14 protein-coding genes and 1 pseudogene are annotated in these 20,812 nt (G+C 52.4%); 6 read left to right on the forward strand and 9 right to left on the reverse strand.

Annotated elements, in window-relative coordinates:
- The 4 genes from EXE41_RS11025 to EXE41_RS11035 all read right to left on the reverse strand — a co-directional run.
- Positions 1-463: hypothetical protein (locus EXE41_RS11025; protein WP_137691014.1), on the reverse strand; the 463-nt coding region annotated here is incomplete at its 3' end.
- Positions 456-674 carry a hypothetical protein gene (locus EXE41_RS19080; RefSeq protein WP_158294411.1) on the reverse strand — a complete coding sequence of 73 codons (219 nt, stop codon included), beginning with the start codon at positions 672-674 and terminating at the stop codon, positions 456-458. The genes EXE41_RS19080 and EXE41_RS11025, both read right to left, overlap by 8 nt.
- Before the next feature lie 530 nt (positions 675-1,204).
- Complete coding sequence (locus tag EXE41_RS11030) at positions 1,205-3,223, reverse strand: transposase (RefSeq protein WP_137691015.1); 2,019 nt, start codon at positions 3,221-3,223, stop codon at positions 1,205-1,207.
- Between the two features lie 211 nt (positions 3,224-3,434).
- Positions 3,435-4,058, reverse strand: coding sequence for a hypothetical protein (locus EXE41_RS11035; RefSeq protein ID WP_137691016.1), 624 nt, complete (start codon positions 4,056-4,058; stop codon positions 3,435-3,437).
- Between the two features lie 98 nt (positions 4,059-4,156).
- On the opposite strand from EXE41_RS11035, the gene EXE41_RS11040 reads away from it, so the two are divergent.
- The 5 genes from EXE41_RS11040 (at position 4,157) to EXE41_RS11060 (ending at position 11,326) form a co-directional block, all read left to right on the forward strand.
- Entirely contained in the window at positions 4,157-4,723 is a 567-nt protein-coding gene (locus tag EXE41_RS11040; protein ID WP_137691017.1) for a hypothetical protein, read from the forward strand.
- 177 nt (positions 4,724-4,900) lie between these two features.
- Positions 4,901-5,845 (forward strand): hypothetical protein, encoded by a 945-nt coding sequence (locus tag EXE41_RS11045; RefSeq protein WP_137691018.1) that lies wholly within the window; start codon positions 4,901-4,903, stop codon positions 5,843-5,845.
- A 702-nt stretch (positions 5,846-6,547) separates the two neighbouring features.
- A complete protein-coding gene (locus EXE41_RS11050) occupies positions 6,548-7,360 on the forward strand; it encodes a hypothetical protein (protein ID WP_137691019.1) in 813 nt (270 codons plus the stop codon).
- Between the two features lie 527 nt (positions 7,361-7,887).
- Positions 7,888-8,865: a hypothetical protein gene (locus tag EXE41_RS11055; RefSeq protein ID WP_137691020.1), complete on the forward strand. Its 978-nt coding sequence runs from the start codon at positions 7,888-7,890 to the stop codon at positions 8,863-8,865.
- A gap of 247 nt (positions 8,866-9,112) precedes the next feature.
- A complete protein-coding gene (locus tag EXE41_RS11060) occupies positions 9,113-11,326 on the forward strand; it encodes a nuclease-related domain-containing DEAD/DEAH box helicase (protein WP_137691021.1) in 2,214 nt (737 codons plus the stop codon).
- Positions 11,327-11,464: 138 nt separating this feature from the next.
- Here the strand turns inward: EXE41_RS11060 and EXE41_RS11065 are convergent.
- Positions 11,465-11,818: pseudogene (locus tag EXE41_RS11065) on the reverse strand (transposase); the annotation flags it as partial.
- Here EXE41_RS11065 and EXE41_RS20020 point away from each other — a divergent pair.
- A complete protein-coding gene (locus tag EXE41_RS20020; RefSeq protein ID WP_394348111.1) occupies positions 11,708-12,016 on the forward strand; it encodes a hypothetical protein in 309 nt (102 codons plus the stop codon). The pseudogene EXE41_RS11065 and the gene EXE41_RS20020 overlap by 111 nt on opposite strands.
- 63 nt (positions 12,017-12,079) lie before the next feature.
- Here the strand turns inward: EXE41_RS20020 and EXE41_RS11070 are convergent, their stop codons facing one another.
- The 4 genes from EXE41_RS11070 to EXE41_RS11085 all read right to left on the reverse strand — a co-directional run bounded on the left by EXE41_RS11070 (position 12,080) and on the right by EXE41_RS11085 (position 20,809).
- Complete coding sequence (locus EXE41_RS11070; protein ID WP_137691022.1) at positions 12,080-15,826, reverse strand: exodeoxyribonuclease V subunit beta; 3,747 nt, start codon at positions 15,824-15,826, stop codon at positions 12,080-12,082.
- A complete protein-coding gene (locus EXE41_RS11075) occupies positions 15,826-19,032 on the reverse strand; it encodes a PD-(D/E)XK nuclease family protein (RefSeq protein WP_137691023.1) in 3,207 nt (1,068 codons plus the stop codon). Before EXE41_RS11075 ends, EXE41_RS11070 begins: the two co-directional genes overlap by 1 nt.
- Before the next feature lie 260 nt (positions 19,033-19,292).
- The gene (locus EXE41_RS11080) at positions 19,293-20,336 is read right to left on the reverse strand and encodes a hypothetical protein (RefSeq protein ID WP_137691024.1); all 1,044 of its coding nucleotides are present in this window, start codon (positions 20,334-20,336) and stop codon (positions 19,293-19,295) included.
- Positions 20,336-20,809 (reverse strand): hypothetical protein, encoded by a 474-nt coding sequence (locus tag EXE41_RS11085; RefSeq protein ID WP_241987230.1) that lies wholly within the window; start codon positions 20,807-20,809, stop codon positions 20,336-20,338. Before EXE41_RS11085 ends, EXE41_RS11080 begins: the two co-directional genes overlap by 1 nt.
- Positions 20,810-20,812 lie beyond the last annotated feature (3 nt).

Consider the following 20,812-nt stretch of genomic DNA (forward strand, 5'->3'; position numbering starts at 1 on the left):
CAAGGACATCATACACCCCAACGAGATCAGTCTGATCTTGTGTATTGAAGCGGTCAACCACCTGTATCATATCGGCGTACGCGATGTCACCAAAGGGCCACCGCAGTCCATGTTGGAGAAATCGCGTCCGACAGAAGGGAAGATCGAACCCACCGTTCCACGTCTCACCATTGAATGCGGTCACGTAGTGGGTGTCACCATCGAGTTGGTTCGTGACAAACGACGCGACCGCCTCGAGGAGTTCGCCCTCGTCATCAACGACGTCGAGTTGGGCTGTCCCAGTTGACTCCTCATCAAGCGCTCTCACCAGTGTGTTTCGATCCACCTTGCTGTGGCCGCCAGTATTGAGAATAAGCGATTCACCGAGACCGTGCGCGAACCCAGCGACGGTGATGACAGCGTCCGCATCGAATCCAGAGGTCTCGATGTCGAACGCAACTGGAGTGAGTCGTGAGTCACTCATTTGTAAGGTCGATAAGGTCCTTGGATTTGAATCGATCTGCCGATACGCCTAATCGCCTCAGTAGGAGGTGCCACGAGATCTGACGGGTTTTCTGTTCGCCCATCGTCACGTGATTTTCGAGAGACCAGTTATCAAGCGCACCGTCAACTATCTCAGCAGGCACGAGTAATTTCCCTACTTCTTCTTCGATTCCATATATGACTGAATACACGACAAAAAAGTATACCGGCCTTATTGAATCATACTCTGAGGCTTCAGCTAGTAATTCATCGTGGTGGTGCTTCCAGATTCGAAATTGCCCGTACCGCCCCGATTCGTTGGTATTACTTTGATACCGAGCGACACAGGATTTGACTTCAATATCGTAGCCAATCTCACCAGGGACATAAGTATCAATATGTGAGTCAATTGCCCCGCGGAAAGCGGTGCCAGACTTGTCAAATATGGCATTAACGAGGCGTTCAGCGTTATATCCTCGTCCAGACGCAGTTGACCGCCCATGTCCCTCACAGGTATTCGCATTTACGCCCTTTCGAACATCTTCTAATTTAGTACCTCAAACGATAGGATGATTGGAGCCTCTGAGGGCGTTGTAGAAAGGTGAAGCCCCGCTGAGCGAGCCGAGATTTGCCGGTGGCGGTGGTCTATATAAATATTCTGAAAAGTTGACGGTGAAAACGACGGTGAACCGCGAGCGTCGCGGCTCGTGATCGGGGCTGACGCGGCGGCAGACCGGGGCGGCTAGCCGAACTCGATGTCGGGGAAGACCTCGTTGTGCATGTCGATGATGAATATCTTCTTGCGCCAGATGATCTCCTCGTTGTCCCGGTGGTCCATCTCGTCCGCAACGATGAGGTTCAGCAGCACCCAGCAGTTGTAGAGCAGCAGGCACAGCATGAAGAAGAACCGCCGGACGCCGAGGCACCGACTCCGTGGGTTCGCCAAGAAGTTCTGCTTGATGTCGCGGAACGCCGTCTCGATGCTCCACCGCTTCCGGTAGAGCTGGCCGACGCCGAACGCAGTCGTTTCAGCGCGTCGCGGCCCGGTACCGCTCGGATGGAGCCCGCGAGCCTCTACGTCCAAGCTTGTGATGAACGCCGCGTACTCCACCTCAGCCCCGTCGTCTTCACCCTTGTCGTCCTCTTCGTTTGGTCCGTTCATACCCGGCAGCGTCGTCTGTGAGGTGCCGTCGTTTGTCTCGCCGGCCTTCCGCTTCTCGCCCTTCTTCGTAACCGAGCGCGTGATCTTCTCTAAGGCGAGCAGCGTCGTCTTGTGCATCGTGTGGTCGGCACCCTCTATCTCGTAGTCCGTCCAATCGGCACGTCCCTCGGCTTCTTCATGGAGGAAGCGCTTGACTGCGCCGCGAGTCTTCCGCTTCTTAATTACGTAGTCAAGGCCGCAGTGGGTGATGTACGAGCAAATTCTCTGGGTGCCGTACTCGCTGTCGGCGTAGACGTTGTTGACATTCACGAGGCTGCGAGCCCGGTCGATGAGGTAGCGCACGCACTGGTATTGCTCGTCCGCCTTCACCTTCGAGACGGACGCGAGGACGATGGCACGACCGCGGTAGATGGCGGTGAGCGTGATGTCCTCGTACGCGTAGCCGGTCTCGTACTTCGGATAGCGGTGGAGGACACCGTCGGGCTCTTCAACGTCGGTGTCGTTGCGGTTGTGGTACTCGCGGGCCGTCCCGTCGATGCAAATGTCCACGGGCCGGTCCAGCATCCCGCGCTCCCTCAGCATCTCCACCTGCTTGTCGATCCCGTGCTCCGTGCGCTTGTGCCACGACTCACCTTCGCCGAAGTCGCGGTCCTCGGGGTTGACCGACCAGTCGTAGGAGGTCTCGCCCGGAACCAGTGCGTTGTTGCGCGCGTAGTTGAGTTCGGCGAGCTTTCGAGAGTAGTTTCGGAGCGGCTTCGCCAGCGCCTCTGAGCACATGTAATCGTCGTCGGTGACGCGGTGCTCGGACACGTACACGTCTCTGCCGCCGGTCACCGATTCGTTGCGCCGGCTCGTGAATGTCGCCTGCTCGGTCAGCTTGTCGGCGTCGATTCTCTTGTTCGGCCCCCGCCCGTAGTCGATAACCTCGTTGAAGAGCTTGCGGTACTCGTTGAACACGCGGTCGCGCGTCTGTTGCTCGATCCGGTGCTCGTCCGGAATTTCTGTGTCTTCCTCGGGTTCCGTTGGCAGGAACTCGTGTATCTGTTCGTCGATGTCCTCGACGAGGTTGAAGTCGTGGCCCTTCAGCTTCGCAGCGATGCGAGCAGCTGCGAACCGGACATGCTCACGGAAGGCCGGTCGGTAGCGCTCCCACCATTGCGTGGAGAATGTCGTGCGGTTGGGTACCTTGCCGTCCTCGAGCCCGAATCCGGAAGCAATCTCGGGGTTGCGCTCAAGATACCACTGAAGAGAGTCGAACCCGCTGATGTCGTCCGAGATCATCTTGAGAATGTATGCCCGCATCATCGCCACCCCGTTGAATGAGGAGTTGATGAGATTGTCTTGCGGGACAACGTCAACGACCTCGTACTGAAGCTGGTCGGCGATTGAATCCCGATTCGCGTAGGACTCCGCACGCGCTTGCTCGATGGCTTCTATTAGCTCCGCGGACTTCCCAGAGTAATCATCTGGTTGGGAGAGCGCAGCGGAAAGCTGGTTTTGACGGGTATTTGAGACGTGCTCAGAGATATCCGCAGTCGTGTACGGCCCACCCGAATCCTCCAAGACAGGAACGGCGTCGTCGGGTGGGTGATCGGTCATACATCAGATCAGCGCTTCTTAACTTATAAAATAACGGCCCTGCTGAAATCCCATTCTTCAGATAGATTGTTACCTGAAACAGCCGGTCGCTGAAGACTGCTTATTTATCAATCACAGTTTCGGGGTTTAGGATCTGATGCGTGCCTTCTGTCCAACTTATCTGTTCTGAATCAAAATACAGTTGATTTACTATGATTCGGGTTTGCGAAAGTTAGAAATTCTCATCAATTGTAGACGACACATCAACGCATGACGATATCTGTTCGTTATGGGCAAGAGTTGTATTCACCTCATCTATATCACAGGGGTTATCCGGTATTTGGTTACCACCTCTGATAGGTTCTGCGTATCCAGTAATCATAGGTGAGTTTGCCCTTCCATAGATCTTGTTATACTGAGTTCCATCACTATGCTCCGCACCATGAAGATGTAACCATTCATGTTTGACAAAATTTTCATAAGTAACCTTATCAAGAGAATACATTCCGCCATTAACCACACAATACTCTGGGTTAAATTGAGTCGCTCCGCCTACTACAGAAGCTTTCCCTGCCACTGCCTCAGCCGAAAGAGGAGTTCCATCAATTACTTGTCGATAGTATATCAAAACCCCTGTCTCACCAATTGAAAAGTCGACTTGATTATCAAACTCGTTTAGATATCCATCATAGGTGGAAATGTTGTTCCATGAACCAGAAACCTCTTCCTCTTTTTCCACGTTTATCGGTTCATCCGTACTGAGCTGGTTTGCGAGATTGTTGAGCGAATTGATTGCGCTATCGACCATCGCATCATTAACATCATCCTCATCTGTTCGATAAACACCTACTTTCATACAACCAGATATATTCTATAACAATAAAAATCTTTGCGAAGAAGAATTATTGTACGAATAGCATATTTATATTACAATACGGTTTCTCGTTAGTTTTGATGAATCGAAGAAAATACCTTCGACAGGTGACGGCTGGTGGGATCGGCGTTACACTAGCAACAGGTGGCAGTTCGGCAGAAACCGGCAACCCAAACCGAACAGTAAGTGTGACAGATTACAGCGTCACAGGTGACAATTTAGAAGCTACAATTTGGGGGGCCAGAAATAAAATTAACAAAGAATATACGGCAGAAATCGGCTTAAATCTCAACAACACTAGTAATAAATCTACTATATTTTCTTTCACGTGCGAGAACTCAGTAAATGCTATCAAAGGAGAACGGAACAGGGGCAACGTACATGCGGTTTTGGTGGGTAGCCTGAATTCTTGGGAGAATAAGGATGGAAAATGGTTTGTTACTGAGGATGAGATATATCCCGATGATCCCAATCAAGACGTATCGACAACCCTCCAGAAAGATCAATCATACCGGATGCAATATCAGTTATGGGCTCGTGAAGGAAATCCATACCTTCCACCTGGAACTTACACATTTAGCAGAGATCTATCAGTAGACAACAAGACAGAACAGCTGTCAATGAGGATTGATGTCGAAACAAAATAAAACATTTGAGTTCTAACTTGTAGTAAATAGTTTGTTATAATTTGTTATTTTAACAGCATATAGTGATCTATATATAGAATACTAAAATTACAATCGTACCAAAAAATTTTCAAGAGAGTAAGATAATAGTTTTACAAGTATATGTTCAGACTAAATAACAAGCAAGGATCGACTCTGATGGCACTCGGGGGATCTCTTATTCCTGTCACACTCTGGGTAGCTTACTCAGTACCAGAGTATATTGGAATTGCCATGATCTCTCCGCTACTCTTATCACTTGGATGTGTTAGCGTCTACCAAGGAAAAGAAAGAGGACTTACAACTGATCGGAATACAGGTGTAATCCTCAATGTGGTTGGTTTCATATTAACTCTGACCGGAATGGTCGGCTATATCCTTCTACCGACGAGTGTCGCATTATCATTTATCCTCTTAGTACCAGCCGTAGCAGGGGCGATTATGATCATACTGGGATCTGGATTACTTGCAAATTATCTCAGAATATCGAAGGCAGTTCCATCTCTGACTGCGGGACTTCTCGGTTTGGGTGCTCCAGTTGCGTTTATCCCATATGTTTCTACTTCGCTCGGGAATTCATTACCAACAGTATTGATCACAGTTAGTGGGGTTCCCTATGCCATTGGGTGGATTTTATTCTCTCGTCAGTTACTGACGGGCACGCTGGAGAAAAATGAACACTCATCCAAATCAGCCAAAAAGGATACGACGCTGATACACTCTATTATTATAGGTTCTGTGGGGGCCATTTTGGGGCTTTTCATTGTAATGGAGATTCTTCCATTTGATTCCGTCCCGAACACTCCTTGGACTGGTGGTAATCCTATCCTGGATAGCTTCCTATTATTAGCATCCACTTTGGGACTTATTGTTTCTATATTATCTGAGAAAAATTTTACAAAAATATATCTGATGGTTGTTGGCAGTATCTCATTATTCTTGGCTGTTATCACACTTCTTGGAATATTTACTAATGTCCCTGTGACAGATTGGGTTGTAACCTTACTTGGACTAAATCTCACAGATGTACTCCTATACCTCCCAGTTGGTGTCGTATTTTCTGTTATGAGAATTTCATTATTCGCCGGTGAAAAGTCGTCATAGATGATATTTGATAGTTTTTGCGAGTGGTCGGATAGACATCCATATCTCCTGTAGTCGAGTGTCAGGTCTTCACAATGGACGCCGTGCGGGCGCAAATAGTTCGGGTTCTGCGGGAGTAAACCGACACGGACGGCGGTGTACACGAGGACGAACACCAGAACCCAGTCACGAGCCGCCTCCAGCCGCGTAGTGCGCTCTCTGCTTGTTGGGGACAAATATCTCTAGGAAGCGCCATGTACGCCCCGACGGCGTCGCAGGTCAGTTTGTCAACGCGGCGGGTGAGCATGTAACGTAGCGCAGAAATAGTATAATTGGCTTTGTTAAAATCCTCAGAGAGTTACATATTCGCCGTGTAATTCGATGAGATGGTCGTCAACCGCTGCTAGGTCGTCGCCGATCTCGTTGTGGAGTTCGAGGACGACTACGACCCGCATGCGGGACCGTGCAGAATCGGTTAGAATATCTCGTTGAAGAGCAGTCGGTCAAACGCGTGAAGCACGCGACCGGTACAGTGACGTATCGGTGAGTAGAGTAGTTCTCTCGATCAACAGCTCGTCCGAGGTCGCAGTAACACCGTATTAATTCCGCTACTGCGAGTCACCAAGAATCATCGTTTGAGGTACTAAAGAATGGCTAATATCACAGGGAATCAAGGAATCAACCGTAGTATCAACCGAAAATGGTTATAACTGGAAAAAATATATGCTACGCTCAGCCCAAACATTTGCTACTCATCCCAATAGGGTCAAAAATAGCGTCCAACTCGACGATCATGGCTGTTTAGAATACGAACTTTCGCGAGATCGTACTGGCGAAAAAATCTACATTCGAGACGAAAGGGTCAGAGAAGAGGTCAACTGGGATTATCGTGTTCAAATTACATACTCGACTGGTGAATGTGAGATTTGTAAGGTCGAAGATAGGTTCATAAGAGAGTACGAAAACAAAGACGCAACAATCGGTGGCAGGTTTCGAATGAAGAGCATGCTGGACTGGATACTCCCAGAAAACGAGGTCGAATTCAAGCCAATCACGTTTCCGATCTGGGTCAAAAGCAACCACTTCGGTGAAATTATGTCTCCCAATTTTGAGGGCGAGAGTCTTAGCGACAGACCCATTCAGGAACTCGAATCAATGCTCACTGACTGGGAGCAACAACTACAGTCTTCTGTTAGGATTGAGATGAGCTCGAGATCAGAGTTGAATACTGATGTTGCCGACAGTGAATTGCTCCCGTCATATCCACTGTTATATTTGATATACAAAGCAGCTGATGAGCCACATACGATTGAAGAAGCTGCTGCCCGAATTAACAATGAAATCGAGGATGTCGAATTTGACAATATGGAGTTGGTGACCGTTGACCGAATTAGTAATTCAGGAAACCCGGTCGTCACATCATCCAGCGGAGAGTATATCTTGGACAAAGGGAACGAAGGAGAATCATATCTCGTAACGTCTCCTACCGGAGACGTATCGCATGGAACGGTGATCGCACATATCGACGACATCTGACTGATAGACTCTCTGTCCTCGTATTGTATCTGTATAGGACCCAAGTACCCACGCCCAACCTTCTCCGTCTTGATTCCACCCCACAGGCACAGCAAATACGAATTGAACAAGTCTTGATGAAACACACAGCAGAGAACCTGTCCTCCCTGCTCAAGTACCGCGATCCGTTCAGTGGGGGATCCGAACCCTACACCGATCCATAGGTGTCGGAGGATAGATCCGCATTAATCACGGACCCTCGACGTGACCCCCACCGAGGTCACTGAGTACAACTGGGATGACATCAACACCGGCAGCGACACTCAGAACAATCCCAGCGTTCAACATGTACATCGAGGAATTCAACGTGTCTCCTCGGGATTCTCCACGACACACCGCAGGTCGCGAGTGTAAATCCTTTCAAATCGAGGAACATATCCCTTCAAACGCCATTCCGATGTTTTGAGGGACTTTGCGCCGGGCCGTGTGTAACACAGAGAGGTTGGAGATGCCAAGAGCTTACCAACTTCGAAACAGAGCACGCATCTATGCCATTTATCGGAGAGCTGAATCAAGAGAGGGTGATTCCGGAGCAAGTCCCTGACAAAACTACAGTTGTCTGTCCATTTTGTGGTGGTGGTATGCGTCCTCGCCAACCCTCAAATGAGGACCATGTACGGCATTTTTTCCATCTTAGCAATTCGGGCTCATGTACTGGTGGGGAATCTGAGGAGCATAAGAGAATGAAATCAATGGCGGTGTCCAAACTAAGGGACGTATTTTCTGGTCAGTATTCACAGTGTGGACCTGAGGTAATGTTAGATGTGAATGGAACGGCGTCGACTGTCAAAAGGAGAGTAGCGGACTCGTTAGTTTGTTTTGAAGAGCAGCACCCTCTTTTTGACTCTGGTCTCATTATCGAGGTTCAGTTTAGGAATAAGGGAAAATCGATCCCAGAAACAACAAGAGATTATCTTGAAAAAGGCTACAGTATCTTCTGGGCATATCCGAAGGACTTCTCTGAAACCGAATTCAAATACGAGCGTTTGGAGGAGGGTTTCAGTTCTAATAGTAATCTTGCATACTTGCCAGGTGACTTGTACCGGGTAGGTGAGTTTGATGAAGAGGATCTGCTATGGGAGGATCCGATTCCTGAGTGTAATCACCAGTGGAGGGATATAGACGGATTCCAATTCTGTGCCCGGTGTAGAATCAATCGGATGTACAGTACCGATCGAACTCGGTTCTTGTATGACAACGTGGGTTTCTTAGGCCCTACAAACCGTGACGATGTGCCCTTGGAAGAATCACCAGAACGAGACGATAACAAGAATATTGACTCACAAAATGGATACGGGGCTTCAAAATATCCAAGAGGTGTTTCAGACGATTGTACATACGACGATGAACATAGATGGGTGGACTATGGATGGGCTGATCAGGGAAAGGCACTATGTAAGGGCTGTGATGCGAAAATTCGGAAGGAAGATATTCCAAATGACGAAATGATCGATGAGAGTTTCTGAGATTCATCTGGCGGCAATAGGTTAGCGATTCACTCGTTTTCTTAGAACAATATCTGTTGAGATTCTATTCTGCGCTAATAGACGCTTACAGTTTATGACAGAGAGATTTCACATATAGTGTGCTGATTGTACGACTATCGATACGGAGTGATCGTGTGCCTATACAACTTCACAAACTCCAATAACTGCGACATTAGTAAGAAACAGAATCATCATCTTTTTAATAGTTCAAAAATCTTATTAATTTATGGAGTTTATTTCAGCATCATCTGTTTCTCAGTCAGATCCAGGCGGCGAGGCAGAGATAACCGCTTGGAATAAGCTGAAACGCTGTTTTAATTCAAGCGAACGCGGGGTCCTCTACCACCAGTATCCGATTATACAGAAGGGAGGTAGCCGATTTGATCGTAAACCAGATTTTGTGCTACTCCACGAGGAAATGGGCCTCGTCGTCATCGAATGTAAGGGGTACACGATAGAGCATATCGATCGAATTGAAGGCGACACATGGGTCCTCCAGAACATGACCCAACGAACTGCGACTCCACTTGAGCAAGCACGAAATCAGGGATTCTTTTTGACCTCGTACTTCCAGAGGGAGCCGGAATTGCGTGATAACCAAGGACAGTGTACCGTGTCGATGACTCCGGTGGTCGTTCTCCCGCATGTCAAACGGGAAGAATGGGAGAATAGAGGTTTTGTCGGGCCATCAGCTCCACGAGTAATCACGGGAGATGAATTGGGGAAAGTGACATTGCGTGATCGACTTGAATCACTCCCAAACCTAGATCCACTCAATAAGTCAGAGTACGATGCCGCAAGAGGTGTGTTGAGTTGTGGTCAGCCGATCAGCGGATCACATGGAGAGGTCTCTGATGACCCTAAAACCAAAGCAGAATATTATGATTTAGTTACGACTGGGATCCGGGGACTTGACGAAAAACAACAAAAGATTGGTCTCCAAATTCCACCAGGTCCGCAGCAAATTCGTGGAATTGCTGGATCCGGGAAGACCGTTCTTGTCGCTATGAAGGCAGCTCGAATGCTTAGTGATCCGAACGGGTGGAAACCCAGTTCTTCGGAAAATCCTCAGATTGCCCTCACCTTCAGCACGAAGAGTCTATACGGTCATATCACGACGCTTGTGGATCGGTATTACGAGCAGTTTAGCGGCCAGTCACTCAAAGAATCAGATGCATCTATCGATATTATCCACGGCTGGGGTGGAAGCCAAACTGGTGATGGTGTGTACTATCGGATTGCTAATGAGGTGGAGAATGTCTCTTTCCGTAATTTTGGACAAGCGCAAGCTATCTTCTCAGATGCTGACGACCCTCAGGAAGCTGTCGCCGCTGAGGTCTTAGAAGAAGGAGACATTCCTGATCTCTGGGATGCGATCCTTATCGACGAAGCACAGGATTTCGGGCCTGATTTTCTCAACATGTGTCGAGAGGCACTCACAGCGGATAACCGTCTCATTTGGGCCTACGACGAAGCCCAAGACCTTGGAAGCTTAGAAGCCCCCAGCCCAAAAAACCTCTTTGGAACAGATACTGACGGAGACCCTCTGTTAGATTTGAGTGGGACCTACAAGAACGGACCTCAGAAAACCTACATTATGCGGAAAGCGTATCGTGCACACCGATCGCTCCTCATGACCGCACATGCGCTCGGGATGGGTTTGAAACGTGATGGGGGGCCAGTCCAAATGATCACCAGGCAGGATGGGTGGGAGAATCTTGGTTACGAAATTGATGCTGACTTCCGTAAAACGGGTAGCGAGGCCCGCCTTTCACGTCCTCAAGAGAACTCACCACACCCTCTACAAGATACAATTGAGCCTGACCGGTTGCTATGTCACCACTCGTTTGCATCAAAGGCAGACGAAATCGAATGGGTGGCCAAACAGATCCGAGAAGATATTTTCGAGGGAGGGCTGAAACCTGAAGAGATTCTCGTGATTCCCTTGTCACGTAGTCGCAGAAGCGGACAAAAGAATCGCAATTATGTTAACGACTATCTCAGTAATCTTCTTGAAAAACACGAGATCGAGACGAATGCCGTCTGGCAAGAGAATGGCAATACCTCTGAAGATGGTTCCAAAGTATTCTCGTCACCTGGACAAGTTACTGTCTCAGCTATTAATCGGGCGAAGGGTAACGAAGCAGCCTCTGTGTACGTGCTCGGTGTAGACTCGACAACTGAAGAAGATTGGCGCGGGAAAGAACTTAATCGGCGAAATGAATTATTTGTTGCTCTCACCAGAGCGCGAGCATGGTGTACTATTACCGGATCGAATCCAGACACACCAATTCATGAAGAGGTTGAGTCGGTTCTTTCAGAGGTCAATCAGTCCAACCCTGAACTGATTTTTGAAGTCCCGAATAGTAAGGACTTGACCCATGAACTGGAAGAAGATACAGAAGATCTGGTCGATACAGGACTTGACGACTTCTTATAGTCGATCTTCGAATAGGCCTCTATACTATTTTAACCTCGCGACCGAGATTAAACCATTTTGAACTATCAAATAATACTTGTAACACCGCTATATAACATATTTGAATGGCTGTGTTAAATCACTGTGAGGCGTAGAGATTCACTGTTTGACGAAGCGCTTGAGGTTATAGACCACACATCAGCGCGATTTCGCGGAACTCACGAAACCACGATCGCGCTCGCACGGCGAAGCCGAACGAGCGCTTCACAGCCGAGTTCACGGTTTCGGCCATAGAGCGCTGATTGTAGCGGGTATCGTCGATTCTGGGTTGTGTGCGTGGTCGTACGCTGCGAAGATGCGGTGCTTGATTAGCGGCCTGATCCCGAGCTCGCGTAATCCTTCATGAAGCGATTGCTTGTCATAGTCTTTGTCGGCAGCGAGAGACCACAGGTCGCCTGTATTCCGGCGGAAAATCTGCTCAGCAAGGTCTGTATCGCTTCCGTCTCGGGTCGTTCAGCAGTGAACATATTGCTGAAACAAGGCGACTATGATTTCTTGGGGATCGTCCATACCCATCCAAGGCGCAGCCGGTTGAGTTTGAAGGATTCCATCATCACTTTGAGGGTGTCCGGAGCCTTCATCAAGGCCAGCAGAATCTGCTACTTCGACGAAATCGAGTTCTCCACTTTCGAGGATCCACGGGAACCCTGATTGGCATACACACCATGCTCACGAGTAGGACTAATAGGTGATTTGATAAACACAACTGACCCGCTAATTAAGTTCCAGTACTCTACAAATGTCCTCATTCAGGCGATTTCCTTGTCTGTTGAGTTCATCTGAAGACCAAGAAAACGTTCGTGGCTCCCCAACCTCTGTGAACAGCAATGTCGCCTTCACATCTCGCGTCGAATCATTCTGGTACAACGCGACTGCGTAAGCAAGCATCTGCCACTTGTACTGCTGAGCTTTCTCGTCGATTGACGCCTCGTCGGTAATCTTGTTCGTCTTGTAGTCGACAATGTGGTAGGCGTCATCGGTGACGATGAGATTGTCAATATCTCCATACGTCTCACCGTTCTCAAGCGTCGCATGGACCCGCCGTTCGTCAGTCGCTACGGGCGCGTCGAGATCGTCCAGAAAGTCACGTGCCACACGGAGATGACGCTGGAGTTCGGAGAGATCGCTTTCAGCTATGCGGTCGAGTGAAACGTCAGCCTGGACGGTGAATTGCTCAAGCAACTCTCGAAGTCTCTCCGCGTTATCTGGCTCAATCTCCAGCTCTACGGCTTTGTGGAGCGTGCTACCGAACACGGCCCGTGGCAGATACTCTGGAGAAGAGTCCTCCTCAGAACTCTCTTCATCCCGTTCGTCTGCTGGAACGTATGAGACGTGTCTCCCTGAGTGGTCGACGACGATGTCGCCTGGTGCGCCGTCCTGAATGAGCGACCCCAGATATGATGCGGGAATACTGTATTCCGGCTCCGACTCAAGTTCTGGAATATCGATTGACAGAGGGGGCGCTTCGCGGTCCTCCCCACTGGTAAGTTGGTGTTCGATTCGCGGAAGACGAATCGTGAGCGGAACCTCAGATTCCCCGTGCCAAGCAAATTCACCATCGGCGTCGAGTGCGTCTGTCGCCGTATCATCGACAAGTAGCGACCCAAGGAAATCGTACCAGTTCGAGGGATCATCTGCGTCACCCGTCTCAAGGCTCGCCATTGACCCGTCGTCAGCAGACGCCGTTCCAACAAGATACAGGTGGTCACGAGCGCGTGTCATCGCGACGTAGAGGATCCGCTTCTCCTCAGCGATGGCTTCACGCTTGCGGGCGAATTTCAACCGCCGCTTCAAGATAGTATCCTCCTGTGCGAAGCCGTCCTCGACACCAGGACCGCGAATGCCAAGGAGCGGTGTCGGTCCATCATCGGGGTTTTCGATAGTCTCGAACTCGGCGATACCTTCCCCATAGCCGACTTTGAGATTGAAGTCCTTCGATAGCCCTGGAACAAATACCGCGGGGAACTCCTGACCTTTCGCGTCGTGGATCGTCATGATCCGAACCCCATCGGCGTCTTCGGCAACTTCGGCTTCTCCCTCCCGCGTCGACAGCTCAACCTCCCGCTCGATCCGGTCGACAACAGCTGGCAGCGTCTGGAGTCCATCTTCACTCCAGCCCCGAAGCCGTGCTCGGAACTTTTCGACGTTCGCAACAGCCTGCTGGCCGCGTTCGTCCGTCGCGAGACTTGCGATGAAGCCCGTATCCGCGATGATTCGACCAAGGAGTGCGTCCCACGTCTCAACGACGGTCGCTCCGTCCGTAACACCGGCGAGGGCCCGCCACCGCTGGATGTTCTCTTGAGCAGCCGTTAATTGATCATCATCGGTCGACGCGAGTGCGTCCCAAAGTTCACCGTCCCCGATGTGGTCCCGGTCGATACCCGTCCAGAGTGAGACGACGCGCGAGTCCTCGAATCCGAACAATTGCGACCGCAACAGGCTGTACAGCGCCAAGTCGTCGCTCGGATCCGAAAGCACTCGGAACAGGTTTCGGAGTGCGACGATCTCGGCGCTTTCGTAGAAACCGATTCCCGAGGCGACAGTGTAGGGGATATTCAATGCCGCGAGCGCACGCTCGTACTCTTTCAGGTGAGTCCGTTTACGGAGCAGTATCGCAACGTCCGATGGCTCGAGTGAGGTTGGCTCCTCGACTGGTTCGCCGTCTTCGAAGCCGACTGTCTCGTAGCGTTGCGTATCGTTTTCGAGTACCGCCGCGACTTCAGCCGCCAGTGCGCGCGTGTCGAGTTCGGTGTCATCCGCTGGGAGATCCTGAAGCGTATGACCGGTGGAGAGGACATTCTCGCGAGTATCGGCTTCTTCCGGCACCACGACGAAACTCGCGCCGGTGCTGACCCCCGCACTATCATTTCGGTCGGGCGTGAGACGCTGGGGCGACGGCTCGAAACTCGTGTCATCCGACTGGATTCCAGTGGGGGCGTCCTGGTACGCTGGTGGAATGACACCGAAGAGCTTGTCAAATAGGTCGTTGATGGGTTCGAGAACAGCCGGTACCGATCGGAAATTCCGGTCGAGACCCCCGTCACCATCGACCGGATGGATGTCTTCGAGTGGGGAGAGGTCCTGTGTTTCATTCGCAGTCTCGAGACGCTGACGTTCGCGGCTAAACTGGGCCACATCGGCGCCCCGGAATCGGAAGATGCTCTGTTTCTCGTCCCCCACAACGAAGACATTACACGTGTCGTAGTCGTCGTCCAGTGAGGTGAGTAACTGTACGAGCTCCCACTGCCGTGGATCCGTATCCTGTACCTCGTCCAGCATCACGTAGTCGAACGAGTCACGAAGGGAGTGCCGAATTGCCTCATTCGACTCGAGGAGGTCGATTGCTGCGTCGATGAGGTCAGCAAAATCTAATGACGACTCATGACGCTTGCGCTGCTGGTACGTGTCGTGGAGGTCCTGATAGAACGATGCGAAAGCAACGTAGTACTGTGCGGCGTTGCGATCGACGTCGAGGCGATCTGCCGTAGCCCACGACTCGACGGATAATCGTTCCACCAGCGTGGTCGTACCCTCATCGTATAGACGTGCGTTCTTGTCGTCCCAGTCATCATGCCCGGAGTACGGCCACTTTTTGAATTTCCCGTAGTACGGCGTGCCGTCGCTCGTCAGCGCCTCACAGATAGCTGCCATCGCATCGTGAACCGCGGTGTCGTCCATTGCCTCGATGTCGAGCCCGTGCGTCTCTACCGCGGACGCGACATTCTGAGCGATCCCAATCCGTTGTCTACCCGCAGACTCACTCGACGCAACGTGATAGATGTCCTCGAGAGCGGTCTGGATCTCAGCACTCTCTAAGTGTTTCCGCGCAGCGTCGATATCAATCGCACAGTAGCGTTCACCAACATACTCCACGTAGTCTTCTGGCGTCGCATCTGCCCAACTGTCGGCCCAGTTGCGAGCTTGGTGGTGCTCACGAAGAAGGTCAGTCAGCAACTCCTCAAGCCGGTCGCGGTAGTAGATGTCTGTGAGGAGTTCCAGCCGGTCGTCCTCAAGATGCTGGTCGATGAAGCGCTCGACCGTATCTTGCTGTTGACCGGTGGCAGCCGTTTCCTCGATTACATCAAACCCGACCGGAACATCGGCCTCAAGCGCGTACTCACGCAGAAGTCTCGCACAGAACCCATGAATCGTGTGGATGTACGCCTCGGGGAGCGCGTCGTGGTACTCACGCCACTCCTCGTAGGCCTCACCGTCGACCTTCGCGAGCCGGTCGCTGACAGACTCTCGAACACGCTCTTGGAGTTCCATCGCCCCGCTCTCGGTGAACGTAATGGCAGCTATCGAGTGCGGGTCGGTCTCTGTGCGTTCAAGCAACTGTAGATACCGCGCGGCGAACGTCGTTGTCTTCCCACTTCCCGCACCAGCGGTGACCGCGTAATTCCGGTCGTAAGCGAGAACAGCTCGCCGTTGTGCGTCCTCAAGCTGCTCGAAGTCAACCATCAGACATCGCCCCCGTCAGGGTAGGCATCCAGATCCAGGTCCTCGTTTCGGGCTCGTTCGGAGATGTAATGCTCACGGCCATCAAGTTCCTCGATAGTGTCACGCTGGTGGTGATGCCGCACGTCACAGCTGTGTCGGAATGTACAGTTCTCGCAGTTCGCGTGATTCTCTGAGAGGAGCGTCGGTTGGAACGCACCGTTCTCGATAGCAGTCCCGATCCGTCCGACGCGGGTGGGTGTGACATCGCGGATGAACCGAGAGAATTCCGCCCGAGTCTCGAATGGGAGCCGCCAAGACTGGGACAGTGGCGGTGCCAGTGGGGGCGAGTCAGTATCCACAGCCTCTCTCGAGGTCAGTTCTCCAGCTATTGGGTCAATATCGTCGGGAGATTTGAGCTTGTAGTAGGATCCGGCGACGACCTCGTGGGGGTCGCTAGTCCGCGCTTCGAGGGCTGTCTCGAAAGCGAGTCCGTACAGCGGGAGCTGGAGCTTCGTGCCACCGGTGATATCCGATCGCCCTGGCGTACTTCCAGTCTTGTAATCACGGATGTGGAACCGGTGCGGTGTACGGTCTGTCTTATCGATGCGATCGGTGATTCCTCGGACGTCCACCGGTCCATCTGGCGTATCAATTGTCACCGGATCTTCGGAGAGTTTCTCCACGTCGTCGTAATCAATGTCGATGGCTCCCTCGAAGTAGGTCGGTTGCGTCGCCACGTCGGCTTGGCGCTCAAGCTCTGTGTCGAGGAAGCGAGCGAACAGGCCCGCCATTGCTTCGCCACCAAATCCATGATACGGATTTCGGGCTGGGTCACCCAGTCCAGCGAGCAATCGACCAATCGTTCTGCGCTCGAACGGGGTTTCCACCTCGCCCATGTCGGCAAGATGGTCGAGTGCGACATCGAGTAGTGTCGACTCCAGTATATCGGGCTCGAACGTTGTGAGGTCGATCGGTTGGTCATCTCCTATGCGGAGCCGTCTATAGAAGGCCGCCAGCACGCCGTGGACGTAGGTGCCGCGGTCGGCACGGGTGATTCCTGCCTCGTCCCCGTAGTCCTCTTCGTAGCCGAGGACGCGCTTCATCAAGAAAACAAACGGACAACGGGCGTAGTCATCCAGTGCGCTCGGGCTGAACGGTTCTCTCCGATCTTCGGGGAACACGGTATCGACGATGTCCCCGAGCTGCGCCTCATGGTCGGTCACACCGGGTTGTGATCGACGCCACGAACAGGTTATCCCCTGCGTCGCAAACGCACGAGAATCGGTTGTCAGCCCGTCGGCAGTTGTGAGCGGTTCAGTCGCCCGCTCAGGTGTTTCGAACGACTCACGGACTGCCCAGCCCCTGTAGGACTGTTGGATGTCTTCACTGATGATATGCGGGAGTTCCTCGTCACCATCTTCGGTGTCGGTTCGTTCGACGTACCGTTCGAGTTCGGAGATAACGGGTGCGGAGACGTGTTCGGATCCCTCGACAGTGTGCTGCGGAATAGAGAGAGTGACCCGATTTGAGCCGGTGAGTAGTGTTCCAAGGATGTATCGTGCGCGTCGACCGGAGTGTTCGCGGCTGAATTCCTCATCAGCATTGTTGACTGCCTCAAAGAACGCCATCGTATCAGACTCACTTGGGAAGTAGCCCATCGTCAGTCCAAGTGTGAAGAGATGATCGAACGACGCCATCTCGGCTTCGGCTATCGGATACACCCGAACGTACCCCTGCTGTTGGCGGGGCCCCTTAACGAGTTCAGCGAGTAACGCACGACGAACACGTCGCGCAGGCTGTTGGTCCGCGAGATATGGCGAGACGGAGTCGAACGACGAGAGAACGCGCTCAACAGCGCTCCAAGCGGATTGTTCGTACGCAGGACGGTGCGAGCCAGTCGCCTCGTCGGATGGAGCGTACGTGTCGACAGCGTCCTCGACAGCGAGTCTCTCCAGAACGTCCTCAAGTCTCGACGTGAATTCGGCAAGTCCACCCTCGCTGGGATTGACTGTTGTGATCAGGTCGCGAATGCCGTCGGCAGTCGCCGTGTGGTCGTCCTTCTCTAACGTTTCGAGAAGACGGTCGAGCGCCTGATCAGGCGCCTTCGCAGCGGTACCCGACAGCGCGTCAAGATCAATACTGAACGCGTCAAGTGTGACGAGGCGATTCGAGGCGAGGTCCAGAAGACTACTCGTTTGTGCCTCTTCGTCGGTTAGATCAAGCAGTGCCTCCACCGCGCCGCCGACCAAGGTTTGTTCGATACCAATCTCGTTGACGAAGGTGAAAGGGATGTCGTACGTCAAAAAGACCTCAGACAGGATCCCTCGATACGTCGCCCGGTCGGTAACGACGACACCGATGTCCGCCGGGTCGACACCATCATCCAGCAAGCTCCGAATTTGGCGAGCCGTGGCTCGGACCTCGTCACGTTCTGTTGCGGGTTCAGTGAACGTCAGACCGACATCCTCGTCACGATACGAGGGTGTCTCCGCGGTATGATCGTAGAGACTCCGCACTGCCGCCAACCGATCCTCATTGGTGTAGCTCGGCGTCTGGTATTCCAGTTCGAAATCTAATGCCTGATAGACATCGAGTGCCCGCTCTACACCTGAGTCGACGCCGACACCGTTCCATGACTCATGTGTGAGCGCAAGCGTTGCGACAGTGGGATACGCCCGTGAGAGACGAGCGACAGCCTCTCGTTCAGCGGGTGCCAGACGCGTGAGTCCATCAAGAATAACAGCATCAACCGAGTCCGGAACCGTCGTGAGCAGCTGGTCATTGTCAAGGAGTGTGAGATACTGCTCCGCAACGACGCCCTGCCAGTCGGGGTGTAGTTCACTTCGGAGGCGTTCGTATTCGGCGTATAGCCCAGAGAATGCGGTTGCTTGCTCCGTGAGGCTGCTGTCTGCGGTGGACGGGTCAGTCTCTCTGAACGAGCCATAGAGTTCAGCGGCGTCGACTGACTCGCTCCCAGCCGCACCAGCAACCTGTAGTGCGTGTTCAATTGCGTCTGGATTATCGTAGCCCGCGTATTCCAAGAGCGAAAACAGGCCCTGTACTTGGTCAATAAGATCGTTCGCGGGGGATTCGATCCCTGCGAATGGACCATCAGTTACGTGCTCGCCGTACTGTTCGATGGCTGCCTCGACAAGCCGAAACCGTTGGACACGACTGAGCGTGCTATTCGCGAGATTCCCCGTCACGCGCTCGTACAGTTCACTCACGTAATCGTCGAGCGTCGTACAGAAGAACTGAATCTCGTTGTGACCCTCTCGCCAACGCTGCTGGAGAGAGTTTGCGCGCTCCCGGGACTGAGTGAGGCAGAGAATGCTTTCTGGGTGTTCACCCGCAGTATTGGCAGCCCACGTGAGTGCTCTATCAGTAACCAGATCTGGATCAGGACCAGAGAATAGAGAACGTGTTTCTGACACGAATTGACACTACCTGGAAAGGCAGCTACGGATACATCAATCTACGGGGCAGTTCATCTCGTCGCCTCATATTCGGTTGTGAGTGCGCGATCACGTCGCAGTTTCTCACGAACGTTCTCGCTTCGGCAATCGACATCCAGCCGCTTTCGTTGCCAATCCTCCCCGGATTTGCCGTTCCACACTCCGTACAGTGTTACCTTTGGGAGTCGCAACACGCCGAACAGCACCGAGAGCGTATAGAGCACGTCCTGTAGTTCGTCCCAAGTTACGGTCACCTTCCGTGGGATGTCAACCGGGAAACTCACGTGGTGGGCGAGTACCCCTGCCTCGCGAGCTAGATCGACGAATCCGTGGTCGTTGCTGAGGAGAACAACTTGCTTTCGACTATCCTGATCGTACTCAGCATAGGCGTCGACAATCGCTTCGTCGCCCGTCTCACTCTCAATCGTATCCGCGTACCGCTGATCACGAAGATGTCGATATTCGTAGAGCCCGAGGAATCCTTCACGATTCGCTCCTGCTGGCTGATTGTCTAACCGTGCGAATTCGGGCCCGAACGCATCCTCGAGAGCTCGTGTCTCGTAGTGGTTGTAATGCCAATTGAGTTCCTCGTAAATACCCGTCGCGAGAGCGAAGCCATTGACTGGACTCCGTCCGTTTTCGTCACTGTATCGCTCCGGATCCAGTTTGAGTACATCCGGCATCCGCCACGCAAGGAGATTCGTATCAATGCCCAGAGCCACGGGCTGATGGCCAGCGTCTAGGTCGGGATACCCCTGCCGGCGGAAGAACGTCGCCACATCCTCGCGATTTTCGATGTCGATGAGACCGCCAGCCACAAGCGCTCGAATGTAGGTCTCTTTGTCAGGCAGGTCGTCGTAAGCCTGTTCGCCATACGTCGTGTGGAGTTCCTCGCGGGAATCCTGGTACGTGAGCGCGCCCTGGGTGAATCGGACCGTGGTTGCGACGGGATCAGAAAGGTCGATCTCAAGGAGTTCTCCGATCTCCTCACACGGGTGCCGAACACTAACCGACGTAATGCCCTCCGTGTACAACGCGTTGAGGAGATGCGTGATGTGGCGGCGAGCAAGCTTCATTAGAAGACCTCTTGGAAGTCGACGAGTTCGACCACTGGTCTGGGAACGTCGGGATACAATCGGCCGTAGAAGCGGTTGTTCGAAACGTAGAGGTAAAAAACGTGTTCGGCTTTGAATTGAATCCCCGCCTGAAACGCAATCGCCGACATGAACTTTCGACCGGGCGTGACGTCAACCGCCGCCGTACCCCCATCGGCCTGTATCTGGGCAATTGGTTCACGGAAGTGCTCGACAATCCCTTGGAAATCTGTCTCCGTCTCAAGCTGCGTCACAGAGAGATCGGGATCTTCACCACTGTATTCGATGACTACACGCTCCATCATCGATGTGATGTCGTCGAACTGGTCACCGACCCCGGGATTCTCCAGCACGTACAGTTCGTCGGGGAGAAATCCCTCTTCACAGGCCGCAATAAGGGGGTTGATGACCGCCTCCAAGTTCGTGCTCATCGTTGTGAGCCACGCATCGACCATCGC

The sequence above is a fragment of the Halorubrum sp. SD690R genome (assembly GCF_005435035.1).
In the GTDB taxonomy this organism is placed as follows: Archaea; Halobacteriota; Halobacteria; order Halobacteriales; family Haloferacaceae; genus Halorubrum; species Halorubrum ezzemoulense.